Here is an 18,128-nt window from a genome sequence, read left to right on the forward strand (position 1 = left end):
GCCGGGAAATAAAGGAAATGTTATTATTTGGATGACTAATTTATGAAAATAATATAATAGAGGTATAATAATGTCTGAATTTATTATGGATTGGGAAAATTTGTTAAGCGAAAAGAGAAAAAGAGGATCAAATGCCATTAAAGATTTTAGGAATGGCTTTGATATGGATTATGACAGGATTATCAGTTCTTCCTCATTAAGAAGGTTGCAAGATAAAGCACAAGTGTTTCCACTGCAAGATAACGATTTTATTAGAACAAGACTTACTCATTCTTTGGAAGTATCTTCGATTGGTAGATCATTTGGTTATCAAGTTGGTCAAAGACTTATAATACTTGGCAAAATACAAGATATTGATTTTCCTAGAAAAATATCATCATTGCTAGCAGTAGCTTGTCTCGTTCACGATATTGGGAATCCACCATTTGGACATTTTGGAGAAGATGTTATTCAAAATTGGTTTAAAGAATGGCTATTCAGTAAGGAATTTAAGAAACTTGAAAAAGAATATATTTTAAAGCATGGTAAACATATACTAAGTGATCAACAAAAAAATGACTTTATGCATTTCGAAGGTAACGCACAGGCATTAAGAATATTAACTAAACTACAGTTTTTAAATGATCAGTACGGAATAAATTTCACTTATGCTACTTTAGCAGTTTTATTAAAATATCCTAGAAGCTCTTTAGAGAAAGGAAAGTATAAAGATAAAAAAAGTTTTAGTAAATTTGGGTATTTTACTTCAGAGAGAAGTATTTTTGAAGATATAAAAAGAGAAACTGGAATTGGTGAATTTAGGCACCCACTTACATTTCTTATGGAATCAGCGGATGATATAGCTTACTCGGCTGCAGATGTTGAAGATGGAGTAAAGAAAAACCTTGTTCCATGGGAGAATGTTTATTTAGAAATCAAAGAGGCTTTGGGAGATAAGTATTCAATAGGTTTTAAGTATCTTGAAAAGCAAAGGGCAACGGCAAAAAAGAATAATGTTCCTGATATTAATCGAATACATGCTCAAAATTTTAGGGTATGGGCTCAAGGAGAAATGATTAAGGCTTGTGCAAATGAATTTATTAGAAATTATGATCAAATAATAAGAGGAGAATATGATAAAGAACTAATAAATGAATCTTCTGCGGCTGATATAAAGAAAAAACTAGATGAGATTGCTATCAAATATTGTTATCCGAGTAATGAAGTAATTACATTAGAATTAGTAGGAGATAGTGTAATTAGAGGACTATTGGATATGTTTGTCCCAGCAATAATTAAAGTTGATAAAGAGAACAGTGCCAAGAAAAAAGAAAATAAACTATATCATTTAATTTCTGAAAATTTTCGGTATATTCAAAAATTAGATGAAAAAGGTGAACCGAATAAAAGTATACAAGACATGTCTCTATATGATAAACTTATGCTCATCACTGATTTTATTTCCGGTATGACAGATACATATGCTGTAGATTTATTCCAAAGATTATCAGGTGTGAAATTACCCTAAGGAGGAATTCTAATGCCTAACTTTGCACTTAGAGACAAATTCTATGAATTGATTGAAGAGTGGCCTCTAGCAAAGAATGTTATTTACAGGTTATTAGAAGAAGGTAATCTGCTGTTATTTGGTGGTTCTGTAAGGAATTATTATGAGAATGGTTTTAGAACAATGCCAAGGGATTTTGATATTGTAGTGTGTTCCGATAACGATGAACTAGATAAGTACTTTTATAATATTCCTTATAAAAAAAACAGATATGGTGGTTATAAAATTGATCATTACTCTGTTAACTTTGATATTTGGAGTTTGAATTCTACATGGGCATTTAAAACGAAAAAGATTTCAAATCCAAATATTGAGAATTTAACAAAAACAGTTTTTCTTAATTATGATTCAGTAGTTTATGATTTAACAACTGGTCGCCTATATGATGAAGATTATCGTTTGGCAAAAGAAAAAAATAAATTAGATATCGTGCTTCAAGATAATCCTTTTCCCGAACTAAATGTATTAAGAACTTTTGTATTTAAAACCAAGCATAACATGGAATATTCAGAAAGACTTCGTTCTTATTTAGTTAATTGGAAGGAGCAAAACGTAAAAAATGCTCTTGATTTATTAACTAGTATACAATTAAAACATTATGGAACTGAATATTTAAACAAAGATCAATTAATTAAAGAACTTGAAATAATATAAAAAATAAGGGTGCTATTGCACCCTTATTTTTTTATTCTTAGATACAAGTGGCTTTAATTAGATAAGAAATTTATCTTTTAATTTTTGTATTCCAACCTGCCCTTTATAATTACTTAAGCAATAACAAAAATTGGAACTGCAATCTCGATATTTTCTTGTAACGTGACTATAATCGAATCCACTTTCATTTAACTCTTTTCTTAGTGCATCAGCAGCTGCGTTAAGAAAAATAGTATCATCACTTTTGATCATTAATTTCGGGTCATCTAGAATTATTTCTTCTAAGTACGGAATGAAAGGAAGGACTTCTGTAGTATTCCTAAGTGTAATCATTTCACGATATTTTCCAAGTGAATATTCACTCTCGAAATCTTCAATAGTCAAAAAATAGTTGTTTTCACCTTTTTTCCACCGTGTTGGATTATCCTTAGTTACCCAAATTGGTGGAAGTTGGTCATAAGAAAGAACATCGATGTTAAACTTAAACAGCACAGGACCATAGTGATTTTGTCGAGAAAAAAAAGTATGGAGATCAATGCTGTCGAAAAAGATGTCATTCCATACATTAAACTTTTTATCAATATCATCAGAATTTTGAGGTGTTTGATATAAACCTCTCGCTTCTACTGCACCTCTAGAAAGTAACCCACCTTGTCGCAAAAAAGTACATGCAGTAGCAACAGTATTAGCATGATATAGGTGTGTAATTCCTTTATCTCTTAATTTCTCTAGTACTAACTTTCGATCTAATTCCATTTAGTTCCACCTCTCTATTTTGAGATATTTTAACATAACCTCCTAATTACTGAAAACATAATTTATATTAAGCAAATAAAAATAGCAAAAAAGGACCCGTTTTCTTCTCGTGAAAATTCTAAAATGAAAATCTCATAATGAAAAATAATCTCTGCTAAAGGTTTAAGTGCTGAGCGTAAAGTCTTGTGTATCGTACTTTATGTTTATCATAAATATGTCCAAAGCATGTCGACAAAGTGTCCTTATTAACTAGGTATAGTGAAATCACAAAGAGTTTTGCAAGCTCTGATACCTACTGTACCTTTATCATAAGTAGGACTCGGCCATGCTGTGGGAATTTTCTCCTTAGAAGTTTATCGTCAGGGGTGTAGTGTGAGGTGGAGTTAGATGCCCCAGCTCGTAAGAGCAAAGGTAAGTGAACGTCTGTTTAAGGCGTTTTGTTCATACGGCTACCATGAGCAGAAGAAAATTATACTGGTTTGCTTTTCAAACAAATAGCAGACAAGCAGGGAGCTACGGCAATGAGGAAGATCCATAGGTGGATTAACTCAAACGAATCAGAGAACTGCTTTCCCATTAGGGAAACAGTGCTCATCATATATTACCCTGCTTTAACTAATCTACAATTGAAACGATATATTCTCCTCGAGTGTCTCCTGACTTGATAACGCCCAGTTCTTTAAGTCTTGAAAGATTCTTTGCAATACTCGATGACGAGGCATCCAAAGTATCGTCAAATAATTGTCTATGGAATGTCTCTCCGTCATTCATTCTACTAATCAATTCGAACATTGTTTTCGCATGCCCTCTACCCAATAGTTCGCGGATATGTTTTATTCTATCGTAACGTTGCAGTTCTTTGAGTACCTTGGTAAGGGATGCATTGACGCACTCGAGATAAAAAACGATGAATGGTTTTAAGTTTCCTTGAGTTGCAGCCATAAGCGTATCATAATAATCCTCTATCTTTTAGCGAAGAATTCTTCTACACAAAATGCATCTTTAATCGTGGCAAGGTCGTCGTTCTGGCGGTGAGAGCCATCACTTGAACCTCCTGCTAGAATGACTCTATGTGAAGACTAGCGTAAATCATTCGTGAGGAGGTCATACAATGAGCCAATATCGTGAAATCCTGCTGATTCATAGTTAGGGATCAGTCACCGTAATATCTCTGCCAGTTGCGCCTGCTCGCGCAACACTGTTTCAAAAATCATTCAACGAGCAGATGAGCTAGGAATCGCATGGCCGTTAGAGTAAGATCTAACGGATGGTGAGCTTTTCGGGCGCCTGTTCGCCGAGGTAACACAGGCACCGACCCGCAAGCATCCAGATTACGAATACATCCACAGGGAGATGGCCAAAAGCGGCGTAACGGTTAGTTTGCTTTGGAACGAGTATTGCGAGAACTGCCGGTCGAGCCAAGAGAATTGATAGCCTGTAAAAAGTTGCCCACGGATTAATCTGACTTTGGAGGAACTATTTTGTCCCTTAGACCCGTTTGTCAGGGAGGATGACCTAGGAGAACTTCTAAAGCTTTTGAACAAATGTCCAAAAGCCGATTTTGAGGATTGAGAAAGTAATATTTGTGCAGCGGGAGCGGGGAAAATAATGAATATGGTCATTGTCGAAATTTCCGTAAAACTGCCCGAAGGTAGCAATACATAATCATCAGTCCTGTCCCAATCTTTACCCAAAATCTTTGTAAATAATCCTTTGTAATTTTCGTTTTCTTAAGCTTAGGTCCTGATAGACTGTGCAAGCATATTTTTATACCCTACGGGTTGGGTCTACTTTCGGTACTTGAAATGTACATATATTGACCGTAAATCATCAGTTATTATACTATAGAAATAAATGGTAAAGGAGTAATATTCAATGGCAGATAATAAAACTGACGGGTTCACACCGAAACGTGCTACGATTAGCAACCCCGATACGGTAAGAAAGATGGAGTGGATGAAAGAAAAACTCGGTATCAAAACTGATACGGATTTGGTTTCGATGTCACTTTCTTTGCTTCATATGTGTATTGAACTGCAAGAGCAAGAATACGAAATTGGTGGTTATAAGGAGAAGGGGATCTTTGGAGAAAGAGAATATAGAATGATACACTTGAACTTGATTCGCTGATTCTATTAGAGGCAAGAAAGTTTATTAACATTGCAATTTAAGTTTCGTATTTTCAGAATATAGTTGTCTTTGAGAATGTCTCTCAAATTGTGATTGCTGACATATTTATTTCAACCCATATTCACAAAACAAACCGTATTACTATTGGATTTTCAGGCATTTACGGTAATTACGACTCAACCCCTACTAAATATGTACATAGTAGTGTGTTAACCTTCACGATAACATCGACTGAAGGCCACGCCGCATTAACTGAACAACAAAGAAGCCTAATACTGTATTTATCTGGTCACAAGTATGAGGGAACTTTGCCTTTATCATGGTTCCCTGATATCTTTCGGGATAGTTTATCGATAGTTTAAACTAGTAATAAACTATTTTGTAAAGTGTCTACATCTAAGAGTCTAAGAAGGATGGATGTAGGATGAAGGAATCGAAAAGTACTCGTCTACTGAAATTAAGAGAAGTGTTTACCGAGTATATGCTGAAGAACTTGCACTCGGTATTAAGGAATAGGAAGATTGCTGAAATCTAATGTGGATGCTAAGGGTAACGAAGAATTAACTTTGATTGATGCGGTGATTCGAAGAGATATTTAAAGCTCCTCGATTCTGGTTCTGACATTATCTGTGAAACTGAGGCACACAATCGTCACACATATAAGCATGTTGCGCGGGTATTTAAGAATTATGTGATTCGTATGCTATCGGATGCCGTTTTTCTACCAGAAGGATACTATCACCATATACGGTGGATAACTTACCTAAAAACTTTAATATGCGCATGTGTAGAAAACATTTTCATGTGGAATACGTATGAGGCGAGAATCGTTGGCATCCCATCGGTACTCTTTTTTGTGCCCAAAAATGGTGAGGCGAAAATGAAGGGGGAATTGAGGAAGTTTTTCCAAGTTAGAGTTAGAGTACGGTATCGACTACAAAGTTTGTTTGGGAGACGATTTTTAAATACGAGGTATGAAGATGGAAAAGTCATCGAGAGTATATCTCGGATTGCAACAGAAGTTGGATATTCTATAGATATGGTTGAGGAATGATGCTAATTATTTGAATGTTGCGGCCTGTTCTTTCTTAAAGGGAAGTGCGTTGAATACTTTGAAGCAATACAATTCATTCGCGTGGAGTTATTCTCCTATTTACCTCTTCCAACCCTGAGCGATACCGCTTTCCACTCGCAGCCGCAGAAACGAGACACACAGGATTGTAACGTAAAACGTCATAATTTTTTCTTTTACGTTTGTGTATAGACGTAATGCATTTGGTGTGATACTATAAGTGCGTAAACGTTCCACGTCTTTAAAACAAAAAAAACGTTAGTTTACAAGCGTGTTACGTCTAAATTAAAGAACAAACATTAGGAGGACGATGTAAAATGCAAATTCAACAAATTCAAGCTAACATGCCTAACCTGGGAACCGTAACTGCTTCACTAATGGTGCCGGCAATTCTTTACCTTCACGGTAAGCGATTGTGGTATGCAGCATCGATTCCCATGAAGACACTAGGAAAGTTCGTAACGACTTCTGCCGTAAAGAAAAAGAACGCGGTAATTATCAAAGCCGATATTAAAAATAGGTTTCTTGACAAAGGGCATAAGGAGGAAATCAAAGGTTACATTAAAGAAGAGGATGAGTATATTATTCCTCCTGTCACTCTCGTTTCGTATGATGAATTGACATTTAAGCCGTTTACATTCGGTCAAGAAGGTGAAATGACGCAAGAACAGCTACGGGAACAACTGGAAAGCGTGGGATCGATTGCAGGATTGCTGGTTATCCCTATTGATTACGAATTTGAGTGCCTGGACGGTAACCATCGGACGGTGGCGATACGTGAACTTGGTGCTGAGTTCCCAGAAGCCATCACGGGTGGAAATATTCTTCTCAATATCGTTCATGAAACCCGTAAGAGAAAAATTCGTCAAGATTTTGTGGATGTAAACAAAACAGCGAAGAGCACTAGCCCGTCAATTAACACCCTTTTCAATACTCGGGACCCTTTAGCTGGAGCTGTTACTGATGTAATGGAGGGAAGTGACTACCTTGAGGCTGTTACGGAACTTCTAGCCACTAGTGTCTCGAAGAACAGTAAGGATATTTATACACTAAATAACATCAAGAATGTTATCATTGAGATAGCGGGTCGTGACTCTCAGTCTGGGGCAAGCGGTGAAAAGGCTGTTTCTAAAATGCTCAAAAGTGATCCCGAGCTGAAAGGTCAGTTGTATATCAACGCAAACCTGTTCTTCCAAGAGTTAAAACGGAACAAGTTCATCTCTGGTTGTTTGTCTAATCCGGAAAAAACTCCTGAGATTCGGAATGAATCCGTTTTGACCAGTGGTATTGGTATTGTTATTGCATCACGAATTGCAGGTATTATTTTTGGAACATTCGTTGATGAAGAACAGATCAAGAGAGAGTTAGAGCGTTTGTTCAACTTCGATTGGTCAAGATCAAATCCAATTTTCCTTGGTAAAGTTGTATCGGATGACCAAAGATTGCTAGTATCCCGAGAATCGATAAATACTGCTGCGGAAGCAATTAAAAACCACCTTAAATACTAACAATTCAAGGCACCAGTCCAATATGGTGCCTTTTTTCTTTATCTCCCAATAGTTTTGAATAACTCCTAAGTGTAACATTATTATGGGTGATGAAGAAAATGTTTATTCCTCCAATGCTTCTTCAATACAGTAAAAACAATTTACCTTTTTTACGATCTTTCCACCTTTGCGGAGCTTAAGCGGGACGGTATTAGAATGATCGATTCTAATGGAGAATGGAGAACTAAATTTATACACGAAAAACACTAATGCAACAGCCAAATATCCTGAACAGCACAAACCGCCATTACTGAATGGAACTATCCTTAATTGTGAAATTGTATTCTTAGATGAATAAGGAAAGGCTGATTTCGAGGCATGTAATGCTGGTTTCCGATCGAGTAAGAAGCGTAAGCTTGTCGTATATATGGCCTTTGACATCTTGTACCACCGCGGCGTAGACATAACTGGATTACCTTTGGAAGTTTGCAAGGGCCTATTTGAAGAGGCTTTATAAGAGAAAATGACCACTTTCGAATGTTCGTCCATCAAGGGCAGCGCAGAGGGTTCTTTAATATCGTCTGCCAGCACGGTCTTTAAGGCACCGTGATTTTTTAAAAAAGCTCCAAGTATATGAAAGGCGTCCGATCCTAGTTCTGGTTATCAATTACCAAAAGTAAAAGGCTTTACATTACCGGATATAGGCAAGAAGGAAAACTCTTGGCTGCTCGTCTCTCGTCTATCAAAGATGGAGGACCGCCCAATTGGTGCTTTGGAGATCTGAATAACCCAATCAGCTCGTGAATCAATGTTGCTTGTTTTTCAGTCATATTAACATACCACCTAGCGCACTATGGGTAGTGGCGTTTAACAAACACGTAATTCCAGCTCTTCAAAAGCAAGAATGGCAATGAAGGAACTGGCTACCAGGAACGACGCTGGTCATTTCCCCGTTGAAAGCATTGATGGACGAGCAGGTGCAGGAGTTGAGGAGCAAAAATATTGGGGCCATTGCCCTAAACAGCGATATTTCATTTGAGGAACAACGGAAGTTGCTGCGTTCGATGCATGCATCCAAGCCGAAGTTGATCTACATCTCGCCTGAACGGTTGTTTAATTATTTTTTCTTGCGGCACTACTTGCCTCCGTATGTGAGATATCCCTAGTCGCTATCGACGAAGCACATTGCATCAGCCAGTGGGGGATCGATTTCCGACCAGAATATAGTAATATCAAGCCATTCATTAATTCTCTAGAGCAACATGGTCATTATCCTTCTGTCCTAGCGCTTACAGCGACCATGGGAGTCACGGCGAGAGCGGACATTGTGCGGGAGTTTGGTCTGACAAGTGAAATTATTGAGAAAAATGTCATCCGCGATAATCTGGTACTGAACTTTAAAAAGGTGGAGGAAGAGGACGGGAAATAGAATGATCTAGTCGATTTCATTAATCGTCTTAGGTTGAAGAAGGTGCTGGTCTATCTATACAGCAAGGATAAATGCGAGGAACTGTCAGGAATGTACTCGGGGAGTGGGTATTTCCATGCTGGACTGAGCTATGATCGGAAGAAGGAAATATTAGAGCAATTCAAAGCTGGTCAAATACCGGTCAATATACCGGACATCAATATACCGGACATTGATGGCGTCATTCACTACCAGATTCCCGAGTCCATCGAGGAATTTTATCAGCATGTAGGCCGTGGCGCGCGAGACCGCAAAATTTGTCCGACGGCACAATGTCTGTTCCTATGGTCGGAAACGAACTTCGACCGCAAGGGCAGGTGGATCCGGAGCGATACCTTGAATGAGAAGGATCTTTCCAAAGGATTGGAACATCTTAGCCTTATGAACAAGGCTGGCAAGAAAACGTATGTGAAATGGGAAGTAATCTACAACAACGATGGCAGTTTCGGGAGCGTGCCTTTGCCACTGGTCAAGCGCATGTTCGAAAAGTATTTTATCTGCGAAACGGTTGGCGACGTACATGGTACACCTCTGACGATTACACTAAAGAAGCCTACCCCGCTGTGGTCGGATATGATTGAGAAGTTGAATTCGCGGGACTAATTTTTGTTGGCGGAGAAAAGAACCGGAAAGTCGTTGCAGGAGTTAATCGATCACGTCTATGAGCAGGAGCTGGCGGGAAACATTCAGAAACTGCCGGCCACAGAACGGACATTGTTGTTACATTCGAATTATGATGAGCTTCCAATGGACGTCGCGAAGGACATTTTGGAGGAGAGCAAACGAGTGGAGGAATTCAAACTCATGCGGCTCGGTGGATTACGGAAACTGTGCGATAATCCAGGGTATAACGAGTATATTGCCAATATCCTGGGAGTGCCTTATCGGGCGTTGTTTGAGTAAAGATCTTTCTTACCTGTATCTTTAAGTGCAGGAGCATGCATCAATCTCTATAATTGTACTCATTTAATAGACTCAATGCGAAGTTCTGATTTACTTTGAACATAATATACTTCGTTAATTTTTGTCGAAAATTTTCATGCTTCTGAATGATTCCAGAGTCTTCAATAACAGGAATATCGTCTGCAGTAAGTTGGACAACTGTTTGTTCTGCTTAACGATAACTAGATTTGATTTTCTGAAAGGTTGACGGTTAATCTAAGTAAATCATTGTGTATCGGGAGAATCAACGTGATTAATGATGTTAAAATTCTTCTAAAGTTTTCTTAACTTTGATGTGAAAAGAACACTTGTTCGTGTATACTTTATTTAAAGTACTTGCGAGTGGTTGGTCGTTCAAAGAATACATATCTCAGGGGATGATTTTTATATGAATAAAAATAAGTTAAAACAAGTGATTGATAGTTCCTAATAAATTAGCGAGTAAACAATACGTTAATGATCTTCCTTTTACTGCTTGGGAATATTAGTGGAATATACTGATTGCTACCAGATATTACTCAATAATATCCTGCTGGAGGATCATGAGAATTGCTACAAAACTTAACTAAGAGTATTCTTTCCATGATTTATACAAGAGTTGTTATTAATTAATCCGAAGGGTGAGAAGACATGCCTACATTTTGGAGTTTTTTTCGTAAGAAACCTTCAGAAGCTGACCAACTATTAAATCTTGCAAGTCAGCTTAGACAGATCAATAACAATCGCAGTTTAGATAAACAAGACCGTTGGAAGATGGTTAGTCATATCGCAGATCAAGCATCGGCTATTATGAAGAGAAATAGTCGTAGTTAGTTTGGAACAAGAGTATACCTTAAGGTATAGTGTGATCGTAATGTAAGAATAAATAAGAATATGAACAACAATTTTTAAGGAGCATGTTAAATAGTTTATAGATAGTTTAAACTATCAATAAACTATTTGCTCTAAATGGCCAAATACGGATAGAAACGTATTTATGAAATCTTGGATTGAGTATTTTATAAGTTGGTGTTAATATGAAAAAGAATAACGGCGATTAAGTTACGCCATTTCCACGAAAGTGGCAAGTCTGTATCCCTAAGGGAAATACGTATACGTTAATTATTTAACGTAAAGAAATAAGTCTTAACCTATGTGCAAGGGCAGTGAATTCTCAAATTAGTTGAGATTTGCTGCTTTTTTATTTGAGGTAAATAAATTATCGGAATATTCAAAAAATATGTTGACGGTGTCAGGTGGGACATGATACAGTAAAAGTATGATTACACGCCGTACTTAATCGGCATTTGCGCAAGTGACAGACCCTATGGGTTGATTTGTAAAAGGCATTTATGTGCCTATTTACAAACCTATCCATTGGGTCTTTTTTGTTTTCTTGCGACGCTTCTAAACAAATAGGAGGAATGGCCAATGTTAAACATGAGTGAAGTACGTAAGGAGAACGAAAGTCGACAACATTCAATTCATCGAAACACACTTACATTTCAAGAAGCTTGGGAAGAGATCTTTGAAAAAACAATATCAAAAGACAAGCTCTATGCTGAAATCCGATCGGGACGTATACCACACGTAAAAATCGGTCAAAAGATATTGCTTCGTCGTGATACCCTTAATGCTTGGTTTAAAGAACAGGAGTACAACAACTACAGGGCAGATTTTCATATTTAAATGTACCTATTGGAGAAATGTAAGAAAGGACGGGTTAAATGGCAAGCGTACAAAAAAGAGGAAAAGACTCCTATCTATTGTCGGTTGATGTCGGTAAAGGTGCTGATGGTAAACGGGTCAGATATACGAAAACAGTGAAAGCTAGTGGAATCCGAGAAGCGCGAAAGATGCTTGCGGAGTTTCAAACAGAAGTGGAGGTTGGGGAATACATCGCTCCTCAGAAGATGACATTTGGTGCATTCGTTGAAGAGTGGAGAGATAAATATGGGGCTAAGGAGCTCATGCCCAAGACGCTGGACATTTATCTTCGTTTCTTAGAAAACCGGGTCCTTCCTGTGTTCGGACACCAGCGCTTGGATGCGATTACCCCTTTCCAGTTGGTACAGTTCTTTTCAAAACTAAGTGAAGAGGGAAGCAGGCAAGATGGGAAAAACGGGTCGCTTTCATCCGGGACTATTCATTATATACACCGAGTTATGTGCAACGTTTTTGCAAGGGCCGTGGAGTGGAGAATCATTAAGAATAGTCCGGCAGCGGATATCAAGAAGCCGAAGGTTATACACAAACAATATGAGGTGTATGACGAAGAGGAGATTGCAGAATTATTCCAAGGATTGGAAAAAGAAAAACTGCACTGGCGAGTCATGATCCTACTCGCTATTACGACGGGTCTTCGTCGTGGGGAACTAGTCGGGCTAGAGTGGAAACATATTAATTTTGAGAAAGGCGTATTGGAAGTAAAACAAAGCATATCGATGTCCGAAAACGGCCGCCGTGTCATTACAGAACCTAAAACCAAGAAATCTAAAAGAAAAGTTAGTTTATCATCTGCAGTTATCATTAAGTTGAAAGAGCTTTATGTTGAGAGCTGTCACAAACGTGATGCACTGGGTAATCTCTGGAAAGGAGAGGAACATTTCTTTGTTTTCAGTAATCAAGAAGGAATGGCTTATTATCCAGAAACGCCATACTTATGGTTTCGAGAGTTTTTGAAAAAGAATCACTTGCGCTACATAACTTTCCATCAACTGCGTCATTATTCGGCCTCATACCTGATACAAGTAGGGGTTCACCCGAAAGTGATCTCAGAACGTTTAGGCCATGCGAATATCTCCACAACGATGAATATTTACGGCCATGTTCTTCAATCTGTTGACCGTGAAGCTGCTAATAAGTTTGATTCCATTATACCACAGGGCCATGAGACGTAAACTCTGGACTAGAAACTTACAAGTTGGGGAGGAAGGCTATTTTGGCAAAACAGTATGCAGCTACGATTCTAGTGTTAGTATTTATAATTCGTGGATTAACGTGTAATCAGATTACCCGCTTATTACTAGCTATAAATTCAACAGATGGTGATGGTGTTGACAGTGGGAAATTTAGAAAAATGATGTATCGAGCACTGAGCTGGCTAGAGGAACAGCAATGGGTCCAAAGGGATTTTATTACCGTTAATCAAAAGAAGCCGTATTATATTGTTCAACTTACGGCAAAAGGACTTGAAGAAGCTAAAGACGACTTGGCCATTCTACCTGGTCATATGGGTACAGGATTCAATGCAGATTTTGGAGATTTCCCTATAGAGCTTCAGCGTCCATTTGAAAAATCTAGCTCTCAAAATGTGGCTCATCATTTGATGACTGCTGACCTGTTTGTGGAGCTGGTACTCATCAGGTACAGTCAAGAAAAGCAGGGGAAACCATGCTTAGATTTTCGGGACGGCCGTTATTGTGCTAGAGAATACACCTGGGAAGAAAAAGTATGCCGTTTTCGCCCAGATGGGGAACTGCTTACGGTGGATGGAAAGACATATTTCCTTGAAGTAGACCGTGGAACAGAAGATGGGCCGAGTCTTCAAAATAAGTTTAATGGCTATCATCGGTATTTTACATGGCTACTTCAGCAAGGTCGAGAACTTCCTAGCGGGATTATCTTTTTGTCTAGCGCAACGGGCAAAACAGGATTTGTACGGCGCTGGATAACTTGTTTGCAAGCTTTCATAGAAGAAATGAAAGAATGGTATTTGGATATTAACTTAATTGTGACAACGACCGAATCCCTGAAACAACTTTTGGAGTATATGTACAAATGCTAATCTAACAATGTTCACTTCCGCTTGAATAAAGATGTACAGTTTCGACACCATCCTACATACTTGTCCCGGAGGGATTTGTATGTACATGCAGATGAATATTCAGACTAACGTAGAGATTCGAAGCTTAGTGGATTTACCGAAGTTAAAATCACTAATGGAGAATCTAAATATGAAAATTAATATGAGCAAATTAGCTAGAGAAATGGGAGTAGATCGTAGAACAATTCGTAAGTACATCGAGGGCTTTACACGTAAGACTGCAAGAGAGAAGGGTTCAAAGATCGATGAATACTACTCGGTTATCGCGGCACTTTTGTCTGTCGAATCCAAGCAGGTATTTTACTACAAGCGAGTGCTGTGGCAATACTTAACTGACAATCATGGGTTAGACTGCTCACAATCCGCCTTTCGGGCTTACATCACACGAAAACCTGAATTTGAAGCTTACTTCGGTAGTGGTCAGCGTCTTCCATCTCCGCAATCAGCGGTAAGATTTGAGACAGCTCCTGGTAAGCAAGCGCAGCTCGACTGGAAGGAAAGTATTTCGTACGAAACGAAGGAAGGTGAAAAAGTAGAAGTAAATGTAGCCGTGTTACTGTTATCCCATTCACGGTTTCGGGCCTTCCACCTCAGTGTATCGAAGTCGCAGAGCATCTTACTCTCATTTCTAACCGAGGCCTTTGAAGCTTTCGGTGGTGTGCCTAAAGAGATCCTCACCGACAATATGAAGACCGTGATGGATGAAGCGAGAACAGAGTATGGCGCAGGCAAGGTCAACGCAAAATTCGCTCAATTTGCTGGTGACTTCGGATTTACTGTACGCCCCTGCATCGCAGGCAGACCACGAACGAAAGGAAAGGTAGAAGCCCAGATGAAACTGCTTGACGAAATTCATGCCTACCAAGGACAACTCAGTCTGGAAGAGTTGCATCAGTACGTACAAAAGCTCTGCAATCGAATCAATCAGTCCTTCCACCAGGGCACAGGGAAAGTACCTATTCTGGCTCTAGAAAAGGAAAAGAACCTCTTACGTCCACTTCCGGCGGAGAGCATAAGAGATTCCTATCGCATTCGTTATACACATGTAAAAGTCAATTCATCAAACATGATCTCCTACAAATCCAATCAATACTCAGTTCCAGCTGGGTATCAAGGAATGAAAGTAGGGTTACATGTCTATGACAATCACTTGTACGTCTATTGTAACACAAAACTCCTTACACACCATCCTATTAGTCAAGCGAAGCTGAATTACACAGAAGAACACTACAGAGACAACCTGAAGCGGTCAGTGCCTAGCTATCCAAACATCGATGACTTAGCAAAGAAGAACCTACAAGCGATCGGCGGTGCTTATAAATAATGCTCCAGACTACCGCATACCAGCAGCTTGTTCGCAATTTGGAGTATCTCAAGTTGAAACAAATGGTCACACACTTAAATGAAGTGATTGACTTCAGCATTCATAACCAACTGTCATTTTTAGATACGCTGGTCAAACTCAGTAATTATGAGATTGATGTACGTGAACAAAACATGATTCATGCGATGGTCAAGGTAGGTGCCTTCCCTCACCGTAAGGAACTAGATGATTTCGACTTCGCATTTCAGCCATCCGTGAACAAACAACAGATACTGGATTTTGCAACACTTCGATTCATTGAGGGCAACGAGAACATTGTGTTCTTGGGCCCAAGTGGGGTCGGTAAAACACACCTAGCGACCTCGATTGGCATCACAGCTGCCAAGAAGCGTACGAGTACGTATTTCATCAAGTGTCACGATTTAATCCAGAACTTGAAACGTGCCAAGTTAGAGAATCGCTTAGAGGCCAGATTAAAGCATTACACGAGTTACAAGCTATTGCTCATTGATGAAATTGGCTATTTACCAATTGAGCCAGAGGATGCAAAACTATTCTTTCAATTGATTGATATGCGATATGAAAAGCGGAGCACGATTTTTACGACTAACGTGAACTTCAGAGCATGGGATGAAGTGTTCCGTGAACCAAAACTCGCTAATGCTATTCTTGATCGAATTTTGCATCACGCTACTGTCGTCACTATTGTAGGCGAATCCTACCGGTTGAAGAACCATCTCGCTCAAAACGAAGAGTAATTCTGTACATGCTTAAACAAGCGAAAGTGTACATTCTAGTGTTGACATTTACAGTATATGGAAACTGATTGCCGTCTGGAGATGACTAGCGACTTAGTGGCCTACTATAAAGATAAGCATAATTTTCCTATGAGCAGCTTACGTCAATGGGATGTTGGCTGGGGACGGCAGGGGAATGGTGTGTATTATTCCACGTCACAAAATAGCCCAGATCAAATGTATATATTCGAATTGCTGTCATTTTGCGAATCTATGCCAATTATCCGGATGCTTCATGCTGCCTATCGAATTCCGCGAGAAGAATGGTCATGCAAGTATGAACTTATCCCTGTGATTCTTACTCCAGATGGGGGGCGGGTCTACTTTCAATCACGGAACAAAGAGTTAAGCAGGTTGTTTCAGAGCTCACTCTGGGTCCAGCCCTACGATGAGGAGGGAGAATTAGTACCTCTCTGGACGAATTGTAAGGGACAAAAGATTGCCCCTTATGGGGGGAGCTTACAACGCAATTATAACATGAGTGAGGTGTAAACATTATGTTGAAAGTGATTAATCCAAAAAACTTAACTCAGTTTCAATGTAGCATTCTAAAAGCCTTGTATCAATTTCAAATTATCTCAGTAGGTCAAGAAGCTCCATTGGCAGAACTCTCTAGCGATAATAACGCTATCTCCGATGAACTTTATGAGCTTATGCGTATGGAGCTGGTGAGAAGAAAGGAGACATTCTACGGTTTTAGATTTTATTTTTTGTCCAGGGCAGGGTATGACATCGTACTTCAACTGATCCGCAGTGAACCTCGATACGAGCCTTATTTTGCAGAAAGTTCTTATTCGTTTTATTACCCGCTCTCAAGCGGTAGATGGGAGAGGTGTCTTTCATTAAATGAAGTTTATATAGAAATTCAGAAAGCGGGGGCAACTTGGCGGAACCGTACTCATACTCAATATTCTGTCGTAATAAACCGAAAAAAGCGGTTCGTGCATTTTGACGGAAGTATTCACTATAAGGGATTCTGGTCGTTATTAGTGGTAGATAGCGGGGATGTGGCTATACATCTGCAGACGAAAAAGTTCATTGAATATGCTGCGGTAATGCGGCATTTAGCTGATAAGAAATATCAACTTCCTCAAAGTATATGGATTGTATTTACGGAGAAGCCGCGAGATTTTAATTACTCTTGGGGAATCATGAAGGAGCTTTATGTGAAATGTATGGGTAAAATTGCAAGGGACGTGAAACTGGTACCGATTTTTCTAGGGGATATCCAAGATAAACTTAATGAATTGCGTAGTTTCAGACAAATGGACAGTTTTCCTTTAGCAGTTGTGGACTGGGAAACCCCGTTTGCCAAGGAGCTCCTTAAATTAGTGAAGAAACCAAAGCTAAATTCTTAATGAATTCACTTAAGGGGGAACTTGTTTTTTGATTAAAGATCGAAAATTTTGTTGCGTACAACAAATATTCTGTTTCTAAAAGTTCCATTGTTAAGTGCTTCGTGAGAAACTATTCATTTTAATTTACTGAAAATTCGGAAAAATTATTGCAAACAAACGTTCTCTATATTACAATGGTCTTAGCTGTAATAAAACAAACTATATAGGGAGGAATAGTATGAAATGATTCCTGGTCACGCTAAATCGTTTATTTATCTGTCAGAGGTCCTGTATGTTTGGTTAACTCAGAAGAGCAAGTCAATTTACGTAATGGCTTCTGTTAATGGGATTACAGAACGAGTATATCCAGTACCTCGAGGTTTTCTTACTACGCCCAAGTCAAAAATCGCTGCTTTATTTGAACGGAAGGATGTGATGTTAATACCTTGGGATGGGGCAAATGAGTATGTACATATATGTAATAAAGTAAAACATAGACGTGTGACTGAAGGGCACAAAGCTTGGATCCAACGCCGCGGGGCTGCACAGGGAGGAATTCTATATGGGGAATTGGTGCCAAGAGGTCCAGTCGGCTGGTATGTAGTGTTAATGATGGAGATTGGGGACTCAGGTGTGTATTTTGATTATATCGAACCCGAACACATATTCTTGGGTGAAAATCAAAAATGTGAGGATTTGAGAAAAGAGCGAGGAGTTACGGCAGTTTTTCGACGCGATTGTGAGTTTTTGGTAACGGAAGTTACGGGACTGGAAGTCGCAAATATTATAAAGAAATTTTAAAAGGAGGAT

General features: G+C 38.8%; 18 protein-coding genes. 16 read left to right on the forward strand and 2 right to left on the reverse strand.

Annotated features, from left to right (window positions below):
• Nucleotides 1-70 precede the first annotated feature (70 nt).
• Nucleotides 71-1,507, forward strand: coding sequence for a deoxyguanosinetriphosphate triphosphohydrolase (locus tag MJB10_RS02825; protein WP_314801565.1), 1,437 nt, complete (start codon nt 71-73; stop codon nt 1,505-1,507).
• A 12-nt stretch (nt 1,508-1,519) separates the two neighbouring features.
• Nucleotides 1,520-2,200, forward strand: coding sequence for a ligand-binding sensor domain-containing protein (locus MJB10_RS02830; RefSeq protein WP_314801567.1), 681 nt, complete (start codon nt 1,520-1,522; stop codon nt 2,198-2,200).
• A 57-nt stretch (nt 2,201-2,257) separates the two neighbouring features.
• Here the strand turns inward: MJB10_RS02830 and MJB10_RS02835 are convergent, their stop codons facing one another.
• Nucleotides 2,258-2,956 (reverse strand): hypothetical protein, encoded by a 699-nt coding sequence (locus MJB10_RS02835; protein WP_314801570.1) that lies wholly within the window; start codon nt 2,954-2,956, stop codon nt 2,258-2,260.
• A 615-nt stretch (nt 2,957-3,571) separates the two neighbouring features.
• Nucleotides 3,572-3,898 carry a hypothetical protein gene (locus MJB10_RS02840; RefSeq protein WP_314801572.1) on the reverse strand — a complete coding sequence of 109 codons (327 nt, stop codon included), beginning with the start codon at nt 3,896-3,898 and terminating at the stop codon, nt 3,572-3,574.
• A 933-nt stretch (nt 3,899-4,831) separates the two neighbouring features.
• Between MJB10_RS02840 and MJB10_RS02845 the strand changes: the two genes are divergently transcribed.
• The 14 genes from MJB10_RS02845 to MJB10_RS02910 all read left to right on the forward strand — a co-directional run bounded on the left by MJB10_RS02845 (nt 4,832) and on the right by MJB10_RS02910 (nt 18,119).
• Entirely contained in the window at nt 4,832-5,086 is a 255-nt protein-coding gene (locus tag MJB10_RS02845) for a hypothetical protein (RefSeq protein WP_314801574.1), read from the forward strand.
• Between the two features lie 1,389 nt (nt 5,087-6,475).
• Nucleotides 6,476-7,666, forward strand: coding sequence for a DNA sulfur modification protein DndB (locus tag MJB10_RS02850; RefSeq protein ID WP_314801576.1), 1,191 nt, complete (start codon nt 6,476-6,478; stop codon nt 7,664-7,666).
• A 923-nt stretch (nt 7,667-8,589) separates the two neighbouring features.
• Complete coding sequence (locus MJB10_RS02855; RefSeq protein ID WP_397386610.1) at nt 8,590-8,811, forward strand: hypothetical protein; 222 nt, start codon at nt 8,590-8,592, stop codon at nt 8,809-8,811.
• Between the two features lie 134 nt (nt 8,812-8,945).
• Entirely contained in the window at nt 8,946-9,074 is a 129-nt protein-coding gene (locus tag MJB10_RS02860; protein WP_314801580.1) for a hypothetical protein, read from the forward strand.
• 33 nt (nt 9,075-9,107) lie between these two features.
• A complete protein-coding gene (locus tag MJB10_RS02865; RefSeq protein ID WP_397386566.1) occupies nt 9,108-9,716 on the forward strand; it encodes a RecQ family ATP-dependent DNA helicase in 609 nt (202 codons plus the stop codon).
• A gap of 6 nt (nt 9,717-9,722) precedes the next feature.
• Nucleotides 9,723-10,016, forward strand: coding sequence for a hypothetical protein (locus tag MJB10_RS02870; protein ID WP_314801582.1), 294 nt, complete (start codon nt 9,723-9,725; stop codon nt 10,014-10,016).
• Between the two features lie 1,449 nt (nt 10,017-11,465).
• Nucleotides 11,466-11,723: a helix-turn-helix domain-containing protein gene (locus tag MJB10_RS02875; protein WP_314801583.1), complete on the forward strand. Its 258-nt coding sequence runs from the start codon at nt 11,466-11,468 to the stop codon at nt 11,721-11,723.
• Between the two features lie 38 nt (nt 11,724-11,761).
• Nucleotides 11,762-12,934 carry a tyrosine-type recombinase/integrase gene (locus tag MJB10_RS02880; RefSeq protein ID WP_314801585.1) on the forward strand — a complete coding sequence of 391 codons (1,173 nt, stop codon included), beginning with the start codon at nt 11,762-11,764 and terminating at the stop codon, nt 12,932-12,934.
• A 41-nt stretch (nt 12,935-12,975) separates the two neighbouring features.
• Complete coding sequence (locus tag MJB10_RS02885) at nt 12,976-13,821, forward strand: replication-relaxation family protein (RefSeq protein ID WP_314801587.1); 846 nt, start codon at nt 12,976-12,978, stop codon at nt 13,819-13,821.
• A 79-nt stretch (nt 13,822-13,900) separates the two neighbouring features.
• Nucleotides 13,901-15,184, forward strand: coding sequence for an IS21 family transposase (gene istA / locus MJB10_RS02890; RefSeq protein ID WP_314801589.1), 1,284 nt, complete (start codon nt 13,901-13,903; stop codon nt 15,182-15,184).
• A complete protein-coding gene (istB, locus tag MJB10_RS02895) occupies nt 15,184-15,942 on the forward strand; it encodes an IS21-like element helper ATPase IstB (protein WP_314801591.1) in 759 nt (252 codons plus the stop codon). The genes istA and istB overlap by 1 nt, the downstream gene beginning before the upstream one ends.
• Nucleotides 15,943-15,999: 57 nt before the next feature.
• Nucleotides 16,000-16,473, forward strand: a complete 474-nt coding sequence (locus MJB10_RS02900; RefSeq protein WP_314801593.1) for a hypothetical protein — start codon at nt 16,000-16,002, stop codon at nt 16,471-16,473.
• 5 nt (nt 16,474-16,478) lie between these two features.
• The gene (locus MJB10_RS02905) at nt 16,479-17,339 is read left to right on the forward strand and encodes a hypothetical protein (protein ID WP_314801595.1); all 861 of its coding nucleotides are present in this window, start codon (nt 16,479-16,481) and stop codon (nt 17,337-17,339) included.
• A gap of 222 nt (nt 17,340-17,561) precedes the next feature.
• Nucleotides 17,562-18,119, forward strand: a complete 558-nt coding sequence (locus MJB10_RS02910; RefSeq protein ID WP_314801596.1) for a hypothetical protein — start codon at nt 17,562-17,564, stop codon at nt 18,117-18,119.
• Nucleotides 18,120-18,128: the final 9 nt, after the last annotated feature.

Origin of the sequence: Paenibacillus sp. MBLB1832 (genome assembly GCF_032271945.1) — a bacterium.
Taxonomy (GTDB): Bacteria; Bacillota; Bacilli; order Paenibacillales; family NBRC-103111; genus Paenibacillus_E; species Paenibacillus_E roseopurpureus.

Excerpts from the sequence above, each read along its gene's own strand:
- MJB10_RS02825 (WP_314801565.1), top strand. The coding sequence starts at position 71 with ATGTCTGAATTTATTATGGATTGGGAAAATTTGTTAAGCGAAAAGAGA.
- MJB10_RS02830 (WP_314801567.1), top strand. The coding sequence starts at position 1,520 with ATGCCTAACTTTGCACTTAGAGACAAATTCTATGAATTGATTGAAGAG.
- MJB10_RS02835 (WP_314801570.1), bottom strand. The coding sequence starts at position 2,956 with ATGGAATTAGATCGAAAGTTAGTACTAGAGAAATTAAGAGATAAAGGA.
- MJB10_RS02840 (WP_314801572.1), bottom strand. The coding sequence starts at position 3,898 with ATGGCTGCAACTCAAGGAAACTTAAAACCATTCATCGTTTTTTATCTC.
- MJB10_RS02845 (WP_314801574.1), top strand. The coding sequence starts at position 4,832 with ATGGCAGATAATAAAACTGACGGGTTCACACCGAAACGTGCTACGATT.
- MJB10_RS02850 (WP_314801576.1), top strand. The coding sequence starts at position 6,476 with ATGCAAATTCAACAAATTCAAGCTAACATGCCTAACCTGGGAACCGTA.
- MJB10_RS02860 (WP_314801580.1), top strand. The coding sequence starts at position 8,946 with ATGGGAGTCACGGCGAGAGCGGACATTGTGCGGGAGTTTGGTCTGACA.
- MJB10_RS02875 (WP_314801583.1), top strand. The coding sequence starts at position 11,466 with ATGTTAAACATGAGTGAAGTACGTAAGGAGAACGAAAGTCGACAACAT.
- MJB10_RS02880 (WP_314801585.1), top strand. The coding sequence starts at position 11,762 with ATGGCAAGCGTACAAAAAAGAGGAAAAGACTCCTATCTATTGTCGGTT.
- istA (WP_314801589.1), top strand. The coding sequence starts at position 13,901 with ATGTACATGCAGATGAATATTCAGACTAACGTAGAGATTCGAAGCTTA.
- istB (WP_314801591.1), top strand. The coding sequence starts at position 15,184 with ATGCTCCAGACTACCGCATACCAGCAGCTTGTTCGCAATTTGGAGTAT.
- MJB10_RS02900 (WP_314801593.1), top strand. The coding sequence starts at position 16,000 with ATGGAAACTGATTGCCGTCTGGAGATGACTAGCGACTTAGTGGCCTAC.
- MJB10_RS02905 (WP_314801595.1), top strand. The coding sequence starts at position 16,479 with ATGTTGAAAGTGATTAATCCAAAAAACTTAACTCAGTTTCAATGTAGC.
- MJB10_RS02910 (WP_314801596.1), top strand. The coding sequence starts at position 17,562 with ATGATTCCTGGTCACGCTAAATCGTTTATTTATCTGTCAGAGGTCCTG.